The 19,237-nt window shown below is 61.3% G+C and carries 15 protein-coding genes; 7 read left to right on the forward strand and 8 right to left on the reverse strand.

Annotated elements, in window-relative coordinates; translation table 11 throughout:
- Nucleotides 1-72 precede the first annotated feature (72 nt).
- The 3 genes from JO015_15255 to JO015_15265 all read left to right on the forward strand — a co-directional run bounded on the left by JO015_15255 (nt 73) and on the right by JO015_15265 (nt 4,724).
- On the forward strand, nt 73-774 hold the full coding sequence (locus tag JO015_15255; protein MBW0000455.1) for a peptidoglycan-binding protein: 702 nt from the start codon (nt 73-75) through the stop codon (nt 772-774).
- Nucleotides 775-910: 136 nt separating this feature from the next.
- Complete coding sequence (gene ppk1 / locus JO015_15260) at nt 911-3,055, forward strand: polyphosphate kinase 1 (GenBank protein MBW0000456.1); 2,145 nt, start codon at nt 911-913, stop codon at nt 3,053-3,055.
- Between the two features lie 712 nt (nt 3,056-3,767).
- On the forward strand, nt 3,768-4,724 hold the full coding sequence (locus JO015_15265) for a pyridoxal-phosphate dependent enzyme (protein MBW0000457.1): 957 nt from the start codon (nt 3,768-3,770) through the stop codon (nt 4,722-4,724).
- A 270-nt stretch (nt 4,725-4,994) separates the two neighbouring features.
- Here JO015_15265 and JO015_15270 read toward each other — a convergent pair whose 3' ends face one another.
- A complete protein-coding gene (locus JO015_15270) occupies nt 4,995-5,651 on the reverse strand; it encodes a histidine phosphatase family protein (GenBank protein ID MBW0000458.1) in 657 nt (218 codons plus the stop codon).
- Between the two features lie 245 nt (nt 5,652-5,896).
- Here JO015_15270 and JO015_15275 point away from each other — a divergent pair, with 245 nt between their 5' ends.
- Nucleotides 5,897-7,300 (forward strand): cytochrome P450, encoded by a 1,404-nt coding sequence (locus JO015_15275; GenBank protein ID MBW0000459.1) that lies wholly within the window; start codon nt 5,897-5,899, stop codon nt 7,298-7,300.
- A 21-nt stretch (nt 7,301-7,321) separates the two neighbouring features.
- Here JO015_15275 and JO015_15280 read toward each other — a convergent pair whose 3' ends face one another.
- The 3 genes from JO015_15280 to mtnA form a co-directional block, all read right to left on the reverse strand.
- A complete protein-coding gene (locus JO015_15280) occupies nt 7,322-7,597 on the reverse strand; it encodes a hypothetical protein (protein ID MBW0000460.1) in 276 nt (91 codons plus the stop codon).
- 291 nt (nt 7,598-7,888) lie between these two features.
- Nucleotides 7,889-8,410 (reverse strand): cupin domain-containing protein, encoded by a 522-nt coding sequence (locus JO015_15285; GenBank protein MBW0000461.1) that lies wholly within the window; start codon nt 8,408-8,410, stop codon nt 7,889-7,891.
- 345 nt (nt 8,411-8,755) lie between these two features.
- Nucleotides 8,756-9,856, reverse strand: coding sequence for an S-methyl-5-thioribose-1-phosphate isomerase (mtnA, locus tag JO015_15290; protein MBW0000462.1), 1,101 nt, complete (start codon nt 9,854-9,856; stop codon nt 8,756-8,758).
- Nucleotides 9,857-10,163: 307 nt separating this feature from the next.
- Between mtnA and JO015_15295 the strand changes: the two genes are divergently transcribed.
- The gene (locus JO015_15295) at nt 10,164-10,724 is read left to right on the forward strand and encodes a Uma2 family endonuclease (protein MBW0000463.1); all 561 of its coding nucleotides are present in this window, start codon (nt 10,164-10,166) and stop codon (nt 10,722-10,724) included.
- 110 nt (nt 10,725-10,834) lie between these two features.
- Here JO015_15295 and JO015_15300 read toward each other — a convergent pair whose 3' ends face one another.
- Nucleotides 10,835-11,860, reverse strand: a complete 1,026-nt coding sequence (locus JO015_15300) for a hydroxyacid dehydrogenase (protein MBW0000464.1) — start codon at nt 11,858-11,860, stop codon at nt 10,835-10,837.
- A gap of 134 nt (nt 11,861-11,994) precedes the next feature.
- Between JO015_15300 and JO015_15305 the strand changes: the two genes are divergently transcribed.
- Entirely contained in the window at nt 11,995-13,437 is a 1,443-nt protein-coding gene (locus tag JO015_15305; protein MBW0000465.1) for a hypothetical protein, read from the forward strand.
- 207 nt (nt 13,438-13,644) lie between these two features.
- Here JO015_15305 and JO015_15310 read toward each other — a convergent pair whose 3' ends face one another.
- The 3 genes from JO015_15310 to JO015_15320 all read right to left on the reverse strand — a co-directional run bounded on the left by JO015_15310 (nt 13,645) and on the right by JO015_15320 (nt 17,728).
- On the reverse strand, nt 13,645-15,318 hold the full coding sequence (locus JO015_15310) for an alkaline phosphatase family protein (GenBank protein ID MBW0000466.1): 1,674 nt from the start codon (nt 15,316-15,318) through the stop codon (nt 13,645-13,647).
- 410 nt (nt 15,319-15,728) lie between these two features.
- Entirely contained in the window at nt 15,729-16,508 is a 780-nt protein-coding gene (locus tag JO015_15315) for a hypothetical protein (GenBank protein ID MBW0000467.1), read from the reverse strand.
- Between the two features lie 233 nt (nt 16,509-16,741).
- Nucleotides 16,742-17,728, reverse strand: a complete 987-nt coding sequence (locus tag JO015_15320; protein MBW0000468.1) for a GDP-mannose 4,6-dehydratase — start codon at nt 17,726-17,728, stop codon at nt 16,742-16,744.
- A 239-nt stretch (nt 17,729-17,967) separates the two neighbouring features.
- Between JO015_15320 and JO015_15325 the strand changes: the two genes are divergently transcribed.
- Nucleotides 17,968-19,206 carry a glycosyltransferase family 4 protein gene (locus JO015_15325; GenBank protein ID MBW0000469.1) on the forward strand — a complete coding sequence of 413 codons (1,239 nt, stop codon included), beginning with the start codon at nt 17,968-17,970 and terminating at the stop codon, nt 19,204-19,206.
- Nucleotides 19,207-19,237: the final 31 nt, after the last annotated feature.

Below are 19,237 nucleotides of genomic sequence, written 5' to 3' on the forward strand. Positions count from 1 at the left end.
TTCGCCTAACTTTGTGCGCAACGGGCCCGGGGACACTGGTAAAACTGCCGCTCCTATGTTAGTAGTTTCTCCATGAAACGGGCTTACACGTGGGCCGGACTAGTCTTGTTCGGCGTCTGGTTGGCGTCTTCGGCCGTGGCGAATCCGGGACGAGCGTATCGAGGTGTAGTTTTTACCAGAGGCAACGTGCGTATCGCTCCTGCCTTTCGCAGCAACCCCCTCGTTCGTGATGCTACGATTTCCAGCCGGACCGCCGCGTTGGGCCGGACCGCACTCATCCGTGACGCCACTCGCGTGGGCCCCTTCCTCAATGGGGTGAGGTTCGGCCCGTATGCCTATCAATCCCGTAACGGTCACTGGAATTACCGTGATAGATTCGACCGGGGCCGGGATGGTTACCCGAACGACTCCGGGTACTATGGTTATGCGGCCCCGTACGGCTACGCAGACGCGCCGTACGGCTATGGTTACGCCGACAACTATCCTTCTGCGGGCAACTACGATGCCTACATCGGCCCTCCCGGGTACGGGTACCCGGCTGTAGATGCGGCTGCGGTGCCGCCGGTGGCGACCGGCGCCGGGCTGGTAACCGCGGTCCAAACCAGATTGACGCGCCAGGCGTACTACGATGGTCCGATGGACGGGATGATCAATGCGGAGACCCGGCGCGCAATCCGTGAGTACCAGCAGGACCACGGGCTGCAGATCACCGGCTTGATCAACCCGGAACTCCTGTCGTCGATGGCGATCCGCTATCTCTCCCCGCTGTCGTAACAGCCGGGCCGCCGGGGCGTTCACCGGAGGCAAGGGTGTTGACCGGGGTTATAAGCGGGCACTAGAGTTCCCGCATGCTGGCCGCATCACGAGGAGGGTATCCCTCCCCCCTGGTGAAAGGCTACGCCCGACGACCATGCAGCCTTCCAATCGTGACCCCGCGCATTACGTCAACCGCGAACTCAGCTGGCTGGAATTCAACCAGCGCGTGCTCGAAGAAGCCCTGGACGCTACCAATCCCCTGTTGGAACGGGTCAAATTCCTTTGCATCGTCAGTTCCAACCTTGACGAATTTTTCGAGGTGCGCGTGGCGGGCTTGCGCCAGCAACGGTCGCACAATATCAGCGAAACCGGCCCGGACGGGTTGAGCCCCGGCGAACAACTCCGGGCCATCTCGCAGCGGGCCGAAAAAATGGTCGCCGACCAGTACCGGCTCTGGAACGAGGACTTATTGCCGGCGCTTGAACGCGAAAACATTTTTTTCCTGCAGTGGGACGAGTTGACCAAGGAGGAAAAGGAGTATTACACCGGCTACTTTCAAAGTTCGGTGTATCCGGTGCTGACGCCGCTGGCGGTCGATCCGGTGCACCCCTTTCCGCAACTCCTGAACAAGAGCCTTAACGTTGCGGTGGAACTCGAAGGCGAGGAACTGACCACCAATCTGGCGGTCGTCCAGGTGCCGCGGATTCTGCCGCGATTGCTGCCGTACCGTGCGGCCGAGAGCGGTACTTACCGGTACATCTTTATCGGCAACCTCATCCAGGCCCACGTGCACCGTCTATTTCACGGCGTCACGGTCCGGGGGGCATACCCGTTTCGAGTCACCCGGAATAGCGACCTTTACCTGGACGAGGAAGAAATCGCCAATCTCCTCAAGACGATTGAAACCGAGCTGCGGAAACGCAGCCGCGGCGACGCGGTGCGACTCGAGGTCCAGCAAGACTGCCCGCAACACATTACCGACCAGCTGTTGCAAACCTTCGGTTTAAGCGAGGCCGAGCTGTTCCGGGTAAACGGCCCGATCAACTTCATGCGGCTCATGCCCGTCATCAGCGGCTTTGACCGCCCGGACCTCAAGTACCGGCCCTTTGTGCCGCGGGCCGTCACGGCGCCCGCGCATGACGAGGACATATTTACCCAGATCCGCCGCCGGCCGGTTCTGTTTCATCACCCCTACGAAAGCTTCCAGGGCGTGCTCGACTTTATCAAGGAGGCGGCCGAAGACCCAAACGTGCTGGCCATCAAACAAACGCTGTACCGCACTAGCGGCGACTCGCCGATCGCGGCGGCGTTGGCCGATGCCGCTCAGGGCGGCAAGCAGGTCACGGCGGTAATCGAACTGAAAGCGCGGTTCGACGAAGCGGCGAACATCAAATGGTCACGTACGCTGCAGGAGGCCGGCGTGCATGTGGTGTTCGGGCTCGTGGGCCTCAAGACCCACGCCAAGCTGGCCCTGGTCGTGCGTAAGGACGAGGATGGGATTCGGCGGTACCTGCATCTCGGGACCGGGAACTATCACCCGTCCACGGCCCGGCTTTACACGGATCTGGGTCTGCTGACGTGTGACCCGGTCCTGACCAATGATTGTGCCGAGCTATTTAACTGGATTACCGGGGTCTCGGTTTTTCCAGAGCTTCAGAAGATCAAGGCTGCGCCTGAAGCCCTCCACGATTTTGTGCTTGAAGGCATCCATCGGGAAGCCGAACACGCCAAAGCCGGACGGCCGGCGTCGATTTTCGCCAAGATCAATTCCCTGGTGGACCCGGATGTCATTCAGGCGCTGTACGCGGCCTCGCAAGCCGGCGTGGACATCAGGCTCCTGGTGCGGGGGGTGTGCGGCCTGCGCAGCCGAATCCCTGGCGTCAGTGACCGGATCACCGTGCGAAGCATTGTCGGCCGTTTTCTCGAGCACAGCCGCATTTACCGATTTGAGAATGGGGGCCAGCCGGAACTTTACCTGGCGAGCGCCGACTGGATGCCGCGCAACTTTTTCCGCCGGGTGGAGACCTGCTTTCCGGTGGACGAGCCAGTCCTCAGGGCGCGGCTGGAGGATTTATTTGAGGTTTACTGGAGGGACAACGTCAAGGCCCGGCAGCAGGGAGAGGGCCTTACCTATGACCGGCTGACCGGCGCGGGCGAGGAACGTTTTAACGCGCAGGCCTATTTTCTGGAGCAACTGACGGCACGCCAGCGGCCGGATCGCGGGGGCAAGAGCGTGGCGGCTAACAAGCCTGGCGCGATGCCCACCCCCCGGCGTGACCGTCCCCAGGCGCAGAGTTGAGGGATTCCGGACTGCGTCGACGACGAGGAAAGCGCTCGGCGTTCGGAGGCGTCCGGTAACTGGATCCAATCTTTCCGCGGCCCCCGGCGGGAAGACAGAATCATCCGCAGAACACGCAGACGGACGCAGAAAAGAGAAAGCATCCACAGATTACACAGATTGACACAGATTAAGGTCACACGGCGGGCGCGGCGATCGAGCGGGCATGACGTAAGAGTTCACACGGCGAACACGGCGAGCCACGGCGACCACGGCGGGAAGAGGGGGAAAGAGTTCGGAGTTCGGAGCGGCATCCTGGGGATGGGTGCGAGCGTCAACCTTGGAGTCGCCGCCGGGTCCTCTTGATCTGTGTAATCTGTGGATGCTTTCCCTTTTCTGCGTGTTCTGCGTGCTCTGCGGATGATTTAATCTTCCCGCCGTGTTCGCCGTGGCCCGCCGTGTTCGCCGTGTGAACTCTTACGTTGTGCCCGCCATACCCGTCGTGTTCGCCGTGTGACCGAACTCCGAACTCCCTCCTCTTCCCGCCGTGGTCGCCGTGGCCCGCCGTGTTCGCCGTGTGAACTCTTACGTGGTGCCCGCCATACCCGCTGTGCCCGCCGTGTGACCGAACTCCGAACTCCGAACTCTACCCGACACCCGACACTCTCTTCCATTTGTGGCATTGTCCCAGGTGAGTTCCGTCCTTCGACCTGAACCGGGGGCTGCCGCGACAATTGCGACGCTTGCCGACGTGCGGGCTGCCCACCGACGCATTTATCGATTTATCCATCGTACCCCGGTGCTTACCAGTGAAACGCTCGACGCGGGGATCGGCGGTGGCGCGCACCTTCTTTTCAAGTGCGAAAACTTCCAAAAGGTCGGTGCGTTCAAGGCGCGAGGCGCGCAGAACGCGATTTTTCAGTTGGCCGACGCAGAAGCCGTCCGAGGAGTGGTGACCCATTCCTCAGGAAATCACGCGGCCGCGGTTGCTCTGGCTGCGGGCCGTCGCGGGATACCGGCGCACATCGTCATGCCCCGCACCGCCAACCGGGTAAAAAAGGCAGCGGTGGCTGCCTACGGCGGGCACATTGTCGAATGCGAACCGACGCAGGCGGCCCGGGAAAGCACGGCCGAGGCCATCCGCCAAGCCACGGGCGCGGCGCTGATCCCGCCTTACAACGACGAACGCATCATCGCCGGCCAAGGCACTTGTGCGTTGGAATTTCTGGAGCAAGCGGGCCCGGCCGGCCTCGACGTGCTGCTCGCACCGGTAGGTGGCGGAGGGTTGCTGGCAGGCGTCGCGGTCGCGGTCAAGGCGCTCAGTCCGGGGACACGGGTCATCGGTTGCGAGCCCGAGGCAGTTGACGACGCTGCGCGCGGCTTCACCGCCGGCGTGCTTCAGCCTGCGTTCGGGCCGAAAAGCATCGCCGACGGGCTGTTAACAGCGTTGGGCGATAAGACTTTTATCATCCTCCGCGCGCTGGTGGATGATGTAGTCACCGTTGCCGAGGAGAGCATCATCAAGGCGATGCGCATGACGTGGCAAACCCTGAAGATCATCATTGAACCGAGCGCCGCAGTGCCGATCGCCGCGCTGATGGAAGGAAAAATCGCGATGCCGGTTGACCGCGCGAGGGTGGGAATCATCCTGACCGGCGGTAACGTGGATCTGGACGATCTACCTTGGTAGCAGCGTTCGGAGTCCGGCGTTCCGCATTCGGGGTTCGGACCGGCATCCCAGGGACCTCCTTCCGGCGTCGGGCTTCGGGTTTATGGACCGGTCTCTCCTTTGCCCGCGTGGCCGGTGGAAAGATCGGACCCGGTTCTACGACGCCCCCGAACTCCAAGTGCCGAACCCCGAACTCTGTCCTCTTCCCGCCGTGTTCGCCGTGTGAACTCTTACGTTGCGCCCGCCAAACCCGCTGTGCCTGCCGTGTGACCGAACTCCGAACGCGACCGCCTACGGGCGTTTCGACTCGGGGCAGTCGGCGCTTAAACCGTCGAGCCCTTCGTGATCATGGGTAAACGAGATCGGGTTGGCAGCGTTATGCCGGTCAATCCGCAGCACGTAAAGGCTGTCGTAATCGTCAGCCGGCCATGGAGGCACCTCTGCGCCATTGCCCCCGAACCTGATCATGAGTCGCTTGACCATTTCGTCCAGCATCCGGTGTTCCCAGGCGACAAAGATGGTTTTGCCATTATAACGCGGGCGGGTCAGTTCCCGTTCCAGACGATTGATGGCCAGAAATCCGAAATCGGTATCGACCGGGAGGCCAACGCGGATAGCCGTCGGCTCGATCGTGGCCAAGGGCCGCACGTAGTCGTAGCCGGTAACCGTTCCGTCGAACACCTTCACCGCCGGGTCCGGGGCAAAGATGTAGTCCGGCGTTCCGAATTTGCCCAGCAGCACCGCGGGCAACGCGAGCGCGCGGTTCAGGCCTTGACACGTCAACTGGCCCAGGCCCCGGGGTGGTTTTTCGCCGTGCCGCAAGCAAACGATCGTCTCCACGCCCGTGCCTACCGGGGTTGGAGAAGGCGCCGGTTGCTGGCCGGCGGCCTCCAACTCAAAGGCGAGGATAAGCGTTGCAATGGCATAAGCGTAAGACCGGGCTCTCATGGAAAAGATTTATGCAGGGTAAACGTTACCACTTTGAGGTCATCTGCCAACAGCCGCGAGTTTAAGGTACCCGGAAGGGGTATCGGCCTTGCTGAGCGCCGGATCCGTCCGCCTTGTTTCCGGTCCGGCCTCGACCCTGCCGACCCTGGCCGGTACGATTTACCCTTGATTTGGCGCGGAGGGAGCCGAGTTGCCGTTCGAGGCATTTCGTGGCAAGGACACTGACTGCAAAGCAGGAACCCCTTATGCCGCTTCCCGATGGACCGAAGTCGCCCCGAACCTGGCAAATGCTCCAATGGATCGCCGCGCCATTTTCCCTGATGCGACGCTGCCGGGATCGCTACGGCGATTGCTTCACGGTAAGCCTGAGCCGGAGGTTCCCTCCGATTGTCTTGTTGAGCCATCCGAAGGCATTGCAGGTTCTTTTGGCGAACGATAATTCCGGACAGTTCGATTCACCCGGCGAGTTGAACGCGATCCTTGAACCTCTCCTGGGCACGCAGTCGCTGATGGGATTAAGCGGCGATCGCCACCGGCGGATGCGGCAGTTGCTGATGCCGCCTTTGCACGGAGAACGGATGCGTTCTTACGGACAACTCATTCGAGCGATCACGGAAGAAGTCATCAAACAGCAGGGAATCGGGAAACGCTTTCCCGTCCGGAAGGTCATGCAGACCCTCTCGCTGCGCGTGATCCTGCGGGCCGTCTTTGGTCTGCATGAGGGCATCCGTTATCGGCAGTTCGAGCGGCTCCTCGGATCGATGCTCGACGCGATGGGTAGTCCGGTCGGTGTAAGCCTGCTTTTCTTCCCGATTCTGCGCCAGGACTTCGGCCCGTGGAGTCCCTGGGGTCGTTTCGTCCGCCTCCGGCGCCAGGTCGATGACCTTCTCTATGCGGAAATCGCTGAACGCCGAAAGGATCCCGGCGTTCCCCGCGACGACATCCTTTCTCTGCTCATGTCGGCGCGCGATGAGAACGGCGACGCGCTGACGGAGACGGAACTCCGCGACGAAGTGATGACCCTGCTGGTGGCCGGTCATGAAACCACGGCCACCGCTCTCACCTGGGCGTTATACTGGATTCACAAACTTCCGGCAGTCCGGAAACAACTGTTGGGTGAACTTCAAGGCGTTGACGGCGCGGCGGATGAGGCCGCCCTATTTCGACTGCCCTACCTCAATGCCGTCTGTTCTGAAACGCTGCGGATTTATCCGGTGGCCATGCTCACATTCGCGCGGGTCGCGAGGTCGCCCGTCGAACTGGAAGGGTGCTCTCTTGAACCGGGCGCCATCGTTCTCGGTTGCATCTACCTGGCTCATCGCCGCCGGGAGACTTATTCAGATCCGGACGAATTCAGGCCTGAACGCTTCCTGGAGCGACGCTATTCCCCTTTTGAGTATCTGCCGTTCGGCGGGGGTGTGCGGCGTTGCATCGGGATGGCGTTTGCTCAGTTCGAAATGAAAGTGGTACTCAGCACCATCCTGTCGGGATTTGAGCTGGCGCAGGCTGATGACCGGCCCGTCTGGCCGGTGCGTCGTGGCCTGACGTCAGGGCCGTCGCCGTTTCGTATGCTGATCAAAGCGCGCCGTCCTGATCAGCCAGTAGCCGTGCCGGACCCGGCGGCGACCGGTCTCTCCCGGAGCGGCTGAAATTTAAGGGTCAATAAAGGGTCAAGCCGCCTTCGCCGAGATCTGGCCGGTCACTTTGTTGACCCGGACGATGAACCCGGCCCAGTCCTGGATATCGAGCGCCTGGTCAAAGCGGATAATGACGTCATGGCCGGTATCCATCGCTTCGGTCACGCTCCACGCCGACCCTAAATCTTTGGCGAGCCGTGCACGCTCGATGCAGCACTCCACGTCACGCCGCAAAACGCCCGCGAACTCCGCACCGGCCTTACTGAGAAGGCGGCTCACCGCCTGCAATTTTTTCGAATGCCTGTTCACCGTGATGTGTTCGACAGGGTACGCTTGTTTATTGGAAATACGCTGTTAGTGGGAAATACCAGGAATGTACCCTAAAGGCATTTAAACGGCGCGTTAGGCGGCAGGTTTAGCCGATTCCGCAACGTATCAGAGCCGGGGCCGCAGCCTCGGCCGGCAGGTTCGTGCGTACGCGCGCGGGTCCGAGAGGCCGCGCGGCCGGGTGTGCATTGATTGAGCGGCGCGACGGTCAAGCGGCTTGGTCCGGTCCAGGATCGTGCCGGAAGTGGTTTTTGAGCAAGGCAGGATGAGCCGTCAGGCCGGTATACCGAGGGGTGGAACGAACTCAATCCGGTACTCGTTGCTGATCGCCAGGAGCCGTGCCAGATCGGGAGTCCCGCCCACGCCCGCCTCCGCGAAAATTTCGGCACTCCGGGCAAAGAACTGTTCGAACGCGCTCGGGGTGATGATGATCAACTGGCGGCAAGGCGTTCGACCGGCGTTCTGGAACGTGTGAACCGCGCCTCGGGGAGTATAAACGATGCTGCCCGGGGCCAGTGGTTCGGTCCATTCGCCGTTAGCCAGGAATCGGACGCTGCCTTCCAGGACCAGAAACATCTCGTCTTCATTGTGATGGCGGTGAGGCGGCGGACCGCCGCCCGGCGGAGTGGCGGTGACGACGACGGACATCGATCCGTTCGTCTGCTCGCCGCTGAGCTTTATCTGCGCCGTGTCGCCGTAGGCAGCCAGCGTTTTGCCTTCGCCCGGCATAATAACCAGGGTGCGCGGCTGCGACGCAGCCTCGGCGATGGTGGGGAGATCAGGTGGGACGCACATGCAGGCCGTAGATTAAAATCGGCGCGGGCCGGCGCTGTCAATGCTTTGGTGGGTAGTCGGAGCTTGGTCACACGGCGGGCACAGCGGGGTTGGCGGGCACAACGTAAGAGTTCACACGGTCATACGGCGGGCCACGGCGAACACGGCGGGAAGAGGGGGGAAAGAGTTCGGGGTTCGGAGTTCGGAGTTCGGAGTTCGGGGGTCGGAGGTCGGAGGTCGGAGGTCGGGGTGCGGAGCCGGCGACGCGCCACAACCGGTAAAATGCCGGCGACGCAGACAACCAGGCGTGGGCCGCTGTGCCGTCTCCTAAGACGGCACACTTGTACGGTTCTCGGGTCCGCTCCGCTATGCTTCAGCCGACTCAGGGAACAATCGCTTCAATCCCAACGCAGACGCCGCGCAGACGCCGCGCTCAGTGATGAGGCCGGTCACGAGGGCGGCGGGCGTGACGTCAAAGGCGTCGTTTCGAGCAGAAATCTCCGCCGGCGTGAGGCGCACCTCTTCACACCTGCCCGACCCGGTTGCGCCGATCAAGTGCGTGATTTCACGGGCATCACGCCGTTCTATCGGAATTTCCGCAATGCCGTCCTCGATGGCCCAATCGATCGTGCTGGCCGGCAGCGCGACGTAGAACGGCACCCCGTGCGCGCGGGCAGCCAACGCCTTGAGGTAAGTGCCGATTTTGTTCGCCACGTCGCCGCGCGCGGTGGCACGGTCGGCGCCCACGATCACAACGTCTACCATGCCGCGCTGAATCAGGTGCCCCGCGGCGTTGTCCGCGATCACGGTCAGCGGCACGCCGGACTGACCGAGCTCCCAGGCCGTCAGGGCGGCGCCCTGGTTCCGGGGCCGGGTCTCGCTTACCCACACGTGGATCGGCAAACCATTTTCGCGGGCCAGATACACCGGTGCCGTCGCCGTACCCAGGGCCACGGTTGCAAGGCGCCCCGCGTTGCAGTGCGTCAGGATCTGCAGCGGTTCGCCGGAAGGTTTCGCACCGGCCAACGAGCGGAACAGCCCCAGTCCGTGCTCACCGATGGCGCGATTGGTCGCGACATCCTCCTCGACCAACTCTGCCGCCCGGGCGTAGGCCGCGGCGGCGCGCTCGGACGGGCTCAGGGGCAACACTCGCGCCCGCACTTCATCGAGGGCCCATCCAAGGTTGACGGCCGTAGGGCGCGTGCTACGCAGCAACGCGTCAGCCGCGGCTAAAGCGTGATCGGATGCATCGGCCCGAAGCGCGAGGGCCAGCCCATAAGCTGCGGTAACCCCGATAAGGGGCGCACCGCGCACCTGCATGGTCTTGATGGACCGCACGGCGTCCTCGACCGAGCGCAGGCGCGCAATGCGCACTTCGTGAGGCAGTTTTGTCTGGTCGATGATTTCCACCGACCAGCCGTCCGGCGCAAGCCAGAGGGAGCGTTGGGTTGCTTGAGAAGTAGTCATGTACAGAGGAATCTCCTGAAAACCTTTATCGCGAGGTCAGGAGATCTGTCACTGCGCTTTTGAGCCGGAGCAAACGTGCCTCGCAGTCGGGGAGCCACCGCTGCTGCCGGAACAGGAGATTGAAAATGTCATCTCGCGTCTGGCGAACGATGGTCCGCGCGGTTAATCGCGCGCGGCGCGCCCGCCGGATAATGGCGGTCAGATTGTCGGCCGGTCTGCCTTGGCGGAACGCCGCAACCAAATGGTCGAGCGATGAGCCTGCATTCGTAGTTCTTGTCCGTCTCTCAACTTTCGTTAAAATTGACGCATGGTTGTCCGACCTCATGCGCCGCCTCTGACCGTCGAGGAGTACAAGAACCTACCGGAGACCGGGCCTCGTTACCAGTTGATCGAAGGAGACCTTTACATGGCACCGGCACCGAATCGTTTTCACCAGGACGTTTCGCGCAACCTCCAGGGTGCGCTTGATCGTTATCTGGAAGCGAATCCGATCGGCGTTTTTTACAATGCTCCGTTCGATGTCTACCTGACGAACACGGATGTTTTTCAGCCGGACCTGCTGGTCGTCCTTAACCCGAATCGATCCATCCTGACCGATGCCGGTGCGGAAGGGCCGCCGGATCTGGTGGTTGAGATCCTGTCGCCGAAGACCCGGCAACTCGATCTGGTCAACAAAAAGCGGGTTTATGCTCGGCTCGGCGTAAAGGAACTCTGGATCATTGATCCCGAACCCGGTACCATCGCCATTCACCGGTTTGTGCAAAACCAAACGGATCCCGTGGGGGTGTTGTACCCGCATGACACACTTACCACTTCCTTGCTACCGGGATTTTCGGTCAAGGCTGCTTCGATTTTCCGGCGGCCATGATCGGCACGAGGTGCAACGGGGTTCACCCGCGCCGGGATCAGGTTGTAACCGGTTAACCTGGCCTTCGCGCTCCGGAGCGGCAAAAAGACCGGCGCGACCATGAGGCGGCGTCACGACACCTTGACGGCCTTGCTCCGGAACCGGCTGACCGTCTCCGGCTGGGCGACCCGGCAGCTTATCGGCGGCAGGCCGCGCGCCAGCAATTCTAAGTCGGCAAGCACCAGGCGTCCGATTTCATGGAAAGCTTCCCGGATGCCGCCGGACCGGTGGGCTGAGAGGAGCACGTTGGGCAGATCGCGAATCGGGTGGTCTTTCACGAACGGCTCGTCGGGAAACACGTCCGTCGCCACCTTCAGCCGCCCTGAACGGGCGGCGGCTGTTAATGCCTCAAAGTCCACCACCCCCGCCCGGCTCATCAGGATAAAGAGGCCGCCGGGCCGAATCAGCCCGAATTCACGCTCGCCTAGAAAACCCTGGTTTTCCGTCGTAACGCTCGCGAAGACAAACACCGCGTCGGAAGAAGACAGCACCTCGTCCAGGCTCGCCGGCGTGCAGTCGTGGAGCAGGATCTCGCGCTCCGGCAGCCACGGGTCATAGACTTTCACCGGGCAACGGAACGGGCGCACCAGCGGCCGGAAGGCGCGGGCCAGGTCGCCGAAGCCGATGATGCCCACGCGGCAGCCGGTAAAGAGGAACGAATCCCGGTTGCTTTGCAGTCCATAAACTTCGTGGCGTTCGCGAAAGGCGCGGTCGTTCCGGCTGACGTCGCGCGCCAGGTCAAGGCCGAAAGCGAGGGCCATTTCGGCGACCGGGACCGCAAAGGCCGGGCTCGCGACGAGGACCCGGATGCCGTGCGTGAAACAGTAATCATAGTCGATATTAGGCAGGAAGTTACCTTCCACGTTAAAGATGGCCCGCAGCCTGGGGGCACGTTCCAGCCGTTCCCGGGGCAGGTCGGTCTGGCCGATCAGGATCTCGGTTTCGGGCAGGGCCTTTTCAAGCATCTCGACGGGCATGGGACCGGCGTCAAAGACCGTGAGTTCGGCCACCGTCGACAGCTTGCGCCGGGCCTCCGCATCGAAAATCATGTCCATCGTGCGCGGCTGGGGGTCAATGAGGATTTTCGGTGTATTCATAGGACCTGTCTCCTATCTTAACAGACCGCTCCCAAACATTACCACCTTTCCAAGCGGGAACGCGCTTATCCCCGGGTCCCCACAAATTCATTGTTTGATAACTCCCGCCGGTTATGGTTCCCGAAATGTCCGACGTGAAGCATATTTTGATCACGAACATTCAGCTTTGCATGCGAACCGGCACAGAGATCGTAACTCGGGATCTCGCCAGGGGATTTCAGTCGCTCGGTAAGCAACCGATGGTTTACAGTCCCTCTCTCGGAGCCATCGCGGAAGAGATCGCCGGCGCCGGAATCCCCGTCGTCGACCGGTTAACCGACCTGCCGGCGGTGCCCCAGATTATCCACGGGCATCACCACGTCGAGACCCTCATGGCCTTGCACGCCTTTCCAACGGCTCCCGCAATTTTCGTCTGCCACGATCGGACTGCCTGGCATGACTACCCTCCCGTACATCCGCGCCTGCGGACTTATGTGGCGGTAGATTTTAACTGTCGCGAGCGATTGGTAGAGGAAGCATTCATCGGCGAGGAATGCGTACGAATCATTCCTAACGTGGTGGATCTCGCGCGGTTCCGCTCGCGCACTCCATTACCGAAAAAGCCGGCGCGTGCGCTGGTCTTCAGTAACTATGCTGAACCGGGCGGTTGGCTGGATACCGTGCAGGCAGCCTGCACCCAAGAATCGCTTGCAGTCGATGTGATCGGCTCCGGAACGAACCGCGGAACGCATGTTCCGGAGGAGGTTCTGGGAAAATATGACTTGGTTTTCGGCAAAGGGCGGTGTGCGTTGGAGGCCCTTGCCACTGGTTGCTCGGTCGTGATCTGTGATTCTCGCGGACTTGCCGGCCTGGTGACGACAAAAAACGTGCGAGCCTGGCGGGATTGGAATCTCGGCGCGCGCTTGATGACGCGCTCATTACTCGTCGAAAGCATCCGCGAGGAAATTCACCGGTATGACCCTGACGACGGCGCCGACGTTTCGCAGTTCATCCGTGAGACCGCGGGACTGGAGAGCGCGCTCCGAGCATACCTCAATCTGTACGGCGAGGCCGTGCAAGCTCAGCCTGAAAATCTTTCCTGGCCGGAGCGTCTCCGGCTGCAACTGCAATCGCGCCAGCAACAGCGGGACAGAGCAGCGAGCTCTTCGCCGATGGTCGTGCTTCAGGCCTCTGATGTGGAGAAGCTCCGCGTCGTGCTTGATGCCACTCCGGCCGAGGTCGGGTGCGCAGGCCGCTTCACCGTGCGAGGCCATTTGCACAACGGCACCGCGCACGTTCTCTCCAGCATGGGCGGAAACCCGGTGGCGTTCAGCTACCATTGGCGGGAGACGCGCACGGACCATATGGCGGTGTTCGAGAATCCTCGGGCCCTCTTGTCGATGCCGGTGCCGCCCGGATACACGCTGCCTTTCAGCATGACGGTCATCGCTCCGGAGAGACCCGGCACCTACACCCTGGAGTTCACGCTTCTACAGGAACGTTTGGTGTGGTTTGATGGCCTTGCGCCTCAATTTCCGGTCAGACGAGAGGTTTTCGTCGTCGAAGCCCCCTCACTGGTTTGGCAGTCCTGGACCTAAAACAAACGCGTTTCGACTCCGCGGCCTGCGTCCGCGGCGGAGTTCGACATGGGCGGGGCTTAACCCGACTGAAGCGGGGGCGTTTGGCCTGTGAGTGGTTCAGTCGGGTTTCGGTCGGCCGAGGCTTTCGCTTGCGGCCGCCCTCCAGCGGGCGACCGCCAAGTCACCCCCGCGGGATGCTGCGACATGCAGGGCCGTAGAGCCGGCTTAGAAGAGGGGCGGCGTGCCCTCGATACGGACCGCCTGGAGCTCGTTGGGGTCGAGACCGAGCAACTCCAGGATGGTTGGGGCTATCTGCGTCGTTTCGACGGGCGCCGTAACGGCCGTACCGCCAGCCGCCCCGGGCCAGGCGACCAGGATGGGCACATTCCGATCGTCGAGGTGATCACCGCCGTGCTCGGCGATCTTGCTCTGGTGGCTGGTGTAGACGACCCCATACTGCGCGATGCCGATCACGTCGGGCACCCGAGGATCACTCCGATCGACGCCGATAAGCTGCGCCGCAGCGGCGCCGGCGTAGACCTGTAAAAGACCGGCAGACGTGACGGGCTTGCCGTCGATGCTTGCGGACGAATCATTGTAGTTTAGGAGGAACTGGCGCGCGAAGTCGGTGGCGGCCTCGGACCGGTCGTTGAGCCAGAGGAGCATGCCGTCGTCATCGGTCCCCAAAGCTACCAGTGGTGCGGCGCTCGAATTCCCGCCCTGGCTGGAGCTGTTCCACGCAGCGTTGAGGGCGGCGATGATCTGGCCGTCTTTGATCCGGTTGAGGGCCGCGGGGTTCATCGGCGACTGGCCGTGCTTGGCCGACACGATGATCGCGGTGCGCTCGAGAATGCCGCGCCGCGCGAGGGCGCTCATCATGCTTCCCAGGGATTGATCGACGAAGTCGAGCGCGTTGCTCAAGACCGGCCCGGGGGTCGCGCCATCGGCGAGGTAGCCGCCTGTAGCGGTTCCCGACAAATCACCCTCCGTCCTGGAAGTAGGCAGCTTCTGGGCCGTCGAGACGCTCTGGAAGTTCATGCCAAAGATCGCCGGAGTCCCCGGGTCGCCGGAACCATCGTGGTTGTGACCAGTGATCCAGTTAAGGACGGCCTGAACCTTGTAGTTGTCGTACTGCTGGGTCGCGAGGTTGTCGGTGGTCCAATCCGGCTGACTCGCGTCGGTCGGAGCGGCCGGGTTGGCGCTGCTGTTGATTTCGGGAGTAAAGTAATCATCAACCCCTTTCCCGGACGGACCGGACAGGATCAGGTAGGCGGGGTGCTTGTCGGACCACGCGGTCCGCAAATGGTGCCGGTGGGCCACCTCGAAAATCGTGTTCACCTGCAGGTATTGGTTGGGGTAGAGCGGCTGGCAAGTCGAGGGATCGACGGGCAGCTTCGAGGGATCAATCACGTTCACGGGGTTGCGGGTCATCTGCAGAATGTTGGCCCAAGGATCATTGCCCGGGGCCGGCACGATGCCCTGACCCGCGTCGAGGGCGCCTTGATTTTTGTCGATGGCCTCGAAGTAGGTGACCTCGGTGCCCGGCGCGATCCCGGCGCAGTCCGTGGTCCCTGGTGGGAGCAGCGCATGGTTCCAGGTATCGTCATAGTAGATGCCGGAGCTAGAAGGATTGCCTCCCGTCACTTGGCCGACCATTCCCGGGAAGGAGTCCGAGGGAAAGGGCGTGCTCGCGTTGGAGTAGTCGACGCCCTGCGCCATCAACGCTGCCATCGTGGATTTAGGGTGGGTCTGGACGTACCAAGCCAGGTCGGACTGATGCATTCCGTCGACCGACACCAGCAGCACGTGATCGACCCTTCCGCGGTTGCCGCCGTCGCCATAACCGCCGGCCACCGCCGGACCTACCCACACAATGCCGGCAACGGCGGCAGCGAGCATCGCGGGTGTGCACCGGAGTTTTTGGGGTCGCGGACGGGAGAATGCGCAGGTCTTATTTGCATCGTTTGACCGATTGGTAGGCGATTCGGTTTTCATAGGAATCTTTTTATTTTTCCTGTCGTCATGTCTCGACCCGAGCCGTCCGGTGGTGCTGATCCGCTCCTTTGGTTGACGGCGCGCGTTAGCCATTTCCGGGGGGAAGTTTCTGGCTGACTGGACCAAACCGTGCGTTGGAAGGCAACGCGGCGATTGTAACAATCTCTTGACAAAGACGGAGCGGGAGGCCGCGGCAAAGCGGGGGCTCGAAGCCCGACCGGCTTAGCCAGCGACCGCCTTTTTCGGATGGGCTGCGGCGCTTTGCACCGCGGTTCAGGCATTTCGAACTTTTTTCTTCCCGCCGGGCGTTCAGATCACGCTTGCTTAAGGCCTAGACTCGCCCTGAGTCGTTCCACGAGCGGTCGAACATGACGGTGGAAACGAATTACGTCGGGAAATACCCCCTCGCGCACACGCTGTTCGCCGAGCACCTCATAATCAGGAGGTTGCCGGAACATAGCTTCCAGCGGCAACCGGCAGGGCGCGGGGAAATAGACCTCGCGACGAAACGGAGCCTCGCCGAACCTGTCCAGCGCGCGTTGCAACTCGTTTCGCAATTCCTCGTACCCATGTGCCGCCGCTTTTTTGGCGGCGAACTCCGCGTCGTCCAGATTCATCACCACAGCGTCGTCTTTCCTCGCGAACGGAACGACCCCAGGGGGGCCATCGAGGAAGAATCCGTGATTTACAATTCGTCTGCCGGTCTCCCGCGCGAGCAGGTCTGTGGCCGCGTCGAGCATGAAGCGACAGAGATCGTGGCTCGGGCTGAACCCTTCCAGGGCATCTCCCGCGACCAGCGTGACAAAATTCTCCCGCAGCATCGCCGCCAGGCGGATCGTCCATTCGACAAAGGGTGTGACTTCCCCGGCCAAAATTATTCCGTAAATTGCCGTATCCGAAATCTCTCCCATCCAGCAACCCTCCCGGCAGTCATTCTCCCGCAGAATTTGTTGCGTTCTCGCGATCCGGGGTTCGCCTTGGCTGCCGGACCCGTCCGTCAAGATTGCAACCTTGGGATGATAACGTCGCAAAAATCCGAACGCACGAAGTTCGTGACCCGGATGCGCGATGACAAGGGCAGCGGAAACAGGCATGGCAGTCGTTGTGGTTTGATGCCTGACACAAACCATAGTCGTGAGGGCGGTTCCAGGGGAAGGTCAAAATGGCGTCACCGCTTCACTTCTTTGACTCTGGATTCAAGAGCCAACCTCGAGTTCCCCGATAGGCGTTAAACCGGGGTCCTCGTGAATTGAGCACCGCGCCGACCGGCCGCCGCGCAAAAGCCGGTAACACGCGGAAGAGCCGAGCCCGCGACTAGCTTAACTACTCAGTTGGGCGAGGCACCCTCCGCTTCCTGCAGTTCGGCCCGGACGGCGTCTACCATCATTCGGGCAACGTCCGCCATCCGGTACCTCGGCCGCCAGTTCAGGATGGCGGCGGCTTTGCCGGCGTCGCCTCGTCCAAACATGAGTTCCGTGGGACGATAAAGGTCGCCGTTAATGACGAGGTGATCCTCCAGTTTCAGGCCGGCGTGCTCAAAGGCCACCCTGGCAAACGTCTCGAGCTTTTCACTTTGGCCGGTCGCAATTACGAAATCCTGCGGTGTGTCGATCTGGAGCATCCGATGCATGGCATCGACGTACTCAGGCGCCCAGCCCCAATCCCGTCGGATTTCGACGTTTCCCAGGACGAGGGATTTTTGCCGGCCCGCGGCGATCCGGGTGGCCGCCGCTACAATTTTCTTGGTGACGAACCGCTCCGGCCGGAATGGGGACTCATGGTTAAAGAGGATTCCCGAGCAGGCAAAGAGCCCGTACGCTTCCCGATAATTGGCCACTTGCCAGTAGGCGGCGGATCTGGCAACCGCGTACGGACTTCGGGGATGAAACGGTGTATTTTCGTCTGCCGCCTGTCCGTGTAAATCCCCGAAACACTCGCCGGAGCCTGCGTTGTAGAAACGAATTGGTTTCCCGGTAAAGCGGATGGCTTCCAGGAGGGTGAGGGTCGCGCCGTAAATGCTTTCCTGCGTTTCGACCGGCTGTTCAAATGATAACGCAACTGACGATTGGCCCGCCAAATGATATACCTCCTCCGGTTCAAACTTGAACAGAACTTGGAGCACACTGCGAAAATCGTTCAAAGCAACGGAGGCATATTGGATTCGGTCCCGGATTCCCAGCCGATGAAGGTTATGGAAAGTGGCAACCTGGGCATCACGCGACGCGCCGCAAACCCAGTAACCTTTGTCCAGAAGCAGTTTCGCCAGATAGGCACCATCCTGGCCGGAGATACCGGTGATCAAGGCCCGTTTCATACAACGCTAGGTAATCAACAATGCAAATAAGCGCAATATGGAAGGAAACATCAACGCGGATCGCTTATAGGATCGAAGAAAGTGATGCTGTCTGAGTCCGGGCGCGAATTGCTGGCTTGGCAATCATCAATCCTTCTTTGTTAAGAGGAGAGTCAATGCGTGTGGAACCGTTTCCAGGTAAACCTTGCCATTCATGCGGCCGGGATCGGCCCGTACGGGTGGGCGTTGACCTAACCCCAATGCTCCCCGGCGCGGCCAACGGGGGCATTAAATTCGCAATTCTGCAACTTCTGGAAGGTCTGCTGGAGCGTTATCGCGATCAGATCCGGCTTACGCTGTTTGTGCCCGAAATCACCCGCCAGGAACTTGCGGCGCGTTTTGAAAACCGCACGGGGTTTCACTGCACTCGCGCCGGGCGACGACGGGGTTCTCTCTTGCGGGAAGCTTGCCGGGAGGTCCGAAGCCAGTCGATCATCCGGCGACTCGCGAGGCGCGAGAAACTCGATGTGCTTTATTCCCCGTTCGGCCGTCATCTGCCGGTTCCGGCGAACGTCTGCCTGGTTGCCTTGATTATGGACCTGCTGCATGAAGACTACCCGAAAAGTCTTACCTGGAAGGATCGTTTTTGGCGCCGATTGAACCTCAGGAAATTAGCTTTCAGCCGCGCCCGGTTTCAGGTACCGTCCGAGTTCACCCGGCAACGTCTCAAGGCTGTATACCGGATTCCGTACGCACGAACCTTCCGGACGTACTTGCTGATCCATGAGCGGCTTGGCCCCGGACGGAGATTTCAAGCCGCGCCATTCTTTTTCTACCCTGCAAGGCCGTGGAAGCACAAGAACCAGCAAACCCTCCTGCGCGCTTTTCGGCTTTATCGGGAACGGGCCGGGACCGATGCGTGGCGTCTGGTGTTGATTGCAGGCGACGATCAACGTGCGGCTAACCTCAAACGACTGGCCGCTGAGTTGGAACTGAGCGACCACGTGGATTTTACCGGAGACGTCAATGAAGAGCAACTGGCCGGTTACTATCGAAGCGCTGCAGCCCTGGTGTTTCCATCGTATTACGAAGGATTTGGGATTCCGTTACTCGAAGCCATGCATTTTGGCCTGCCGATCATCTGCGGTCGCGGCGGCAGCCAAACGGAAGTTGCGGGTGCGGCAGCGCTTTATGTTGACGTTGACAGTGTTGAAGAACTCGCCGGGGCGATGCGGCGGATTTCGTGCGACGCAGATCTGCGACAACGCCTGGCTCACTGCGGTCAGCGGCAATTGGCCCGGTTTGTCTGGCGGTCGGAGGTGCAAACGTTGGCGGATGCGTTCAGACAGGCTTCGGATGCACCCGCCGGCCACCCGGGCGGATGTGTAATTCGCCAGATTTTCCTGGTTGGGTTTGACTTGATTTATGCCTTGGTGGTGGTATTAGCGGCGGTCCGTGATCTGGCAAAGCCGAAAAACCGGGGCTCCCCCACGGGCTGAACCGTCCGCTAAGCAGCGAATCCATGTTAAC

This window comes from Verrucomicrobiota bacterium (assembly GCA_019247695.1).
In the GTDB taxonomy this organism is placed as follows: Bacteria; Verrucomicrobiota; Verrucomicrobiia; order Chthoniobacterales; family JAFAMB01; genus JAFBAP01.

What these genes read in the sequence shown, in the direction of transcription:
- JO015_15255 (MBW0000455.1), top strand. Translation starts at nt 73, where the DNA reads ATGAAACGGGCTTACACGTGGGCCGGACTAGTCTTGTTCGGCGTCTGG.
- JO015_15325 (MBW0000469.1), top strand. Translation starts at nt 17,968, where the DNA reads ATGCTCCCCGGCGCGGCCAACGGGGGCATTAAATTCGCAATTCTGCAA.
- JO015_15310 (MBW0000466.1), bottom strand. Translation starts at nt 15,318, where the DNA reads ATGCTCGCTGCCGCCGTTGCCGGCATTGTGTGGGTAGGTCCGGCGGTG.
- JO015_15270 (MBW0000458.1), bottom strand. Translation starts at nt 5,651, where the DNA reads ATGAGAGCCCGGTCTTACGCTTATGCCATTGCAACGCTTATCCTCGCC.
- JO015_15300 (MBW0000464.1), bottom strand. Translation starts at nt 11,860, where the DNA reads ATGAATACACCGAAAATCCTCATTGACCCCCAGCCGCGCACGATGGAC.
- mtnA (MBW0000462.1), bottom strand. Translation starts at nt 9,856, where the DNA reads ATGACTACTTCTCAAGCAACCCAACGCTCCCTCTGGCTTGCGCCGGAC.
- JO015_15295 (MBW0000463.1), top strand. Translation starts at nt 10,164, where the DNA reads ATGGTTGTCCGACCTCATGCGCCGCCTCTGACCGTCGAGGAGTACAAG.
- JO015_15315 (MBW0000467.1), bottom strand. Translation starts at nt 16,508, where the DNA reads ATGCCTGTTTCCGCTGCCCTTGTCATCGCGCATCCGGGTCACGAACTT.
- JO015_15285 (MBW0000461.1), bottom strand. Translation starts at nt 8,410, where the DNA reads ATGTGCGTCCCACCTGATCTCCCCACCATCGCCGAGGCTGCGTCGCAG.
- ppk1 (MBW0000456.1), top strand. Translation starts at nt 911, where the DNA reads ATGCAGCCTTCCAATCGTGACCCCGCGCATTACGTCAACCGCGAACTC.
- JO015_15275 (MBW0000459.1), top strand. Translation starts at nt 5,897, where the DNA reads ATGCCGCTTCCCGATGGACCGAAGTCGCCCCGAACCTGGCAAATGCTC.
- JO015_15320 (MBW0000468.1), bottom strand. Translation starts at nt 17,728, where the DNA reads ATGAAACGGGCCTTGATCACCGGTATCTCCGGCCAGGATGGTGCCTAT.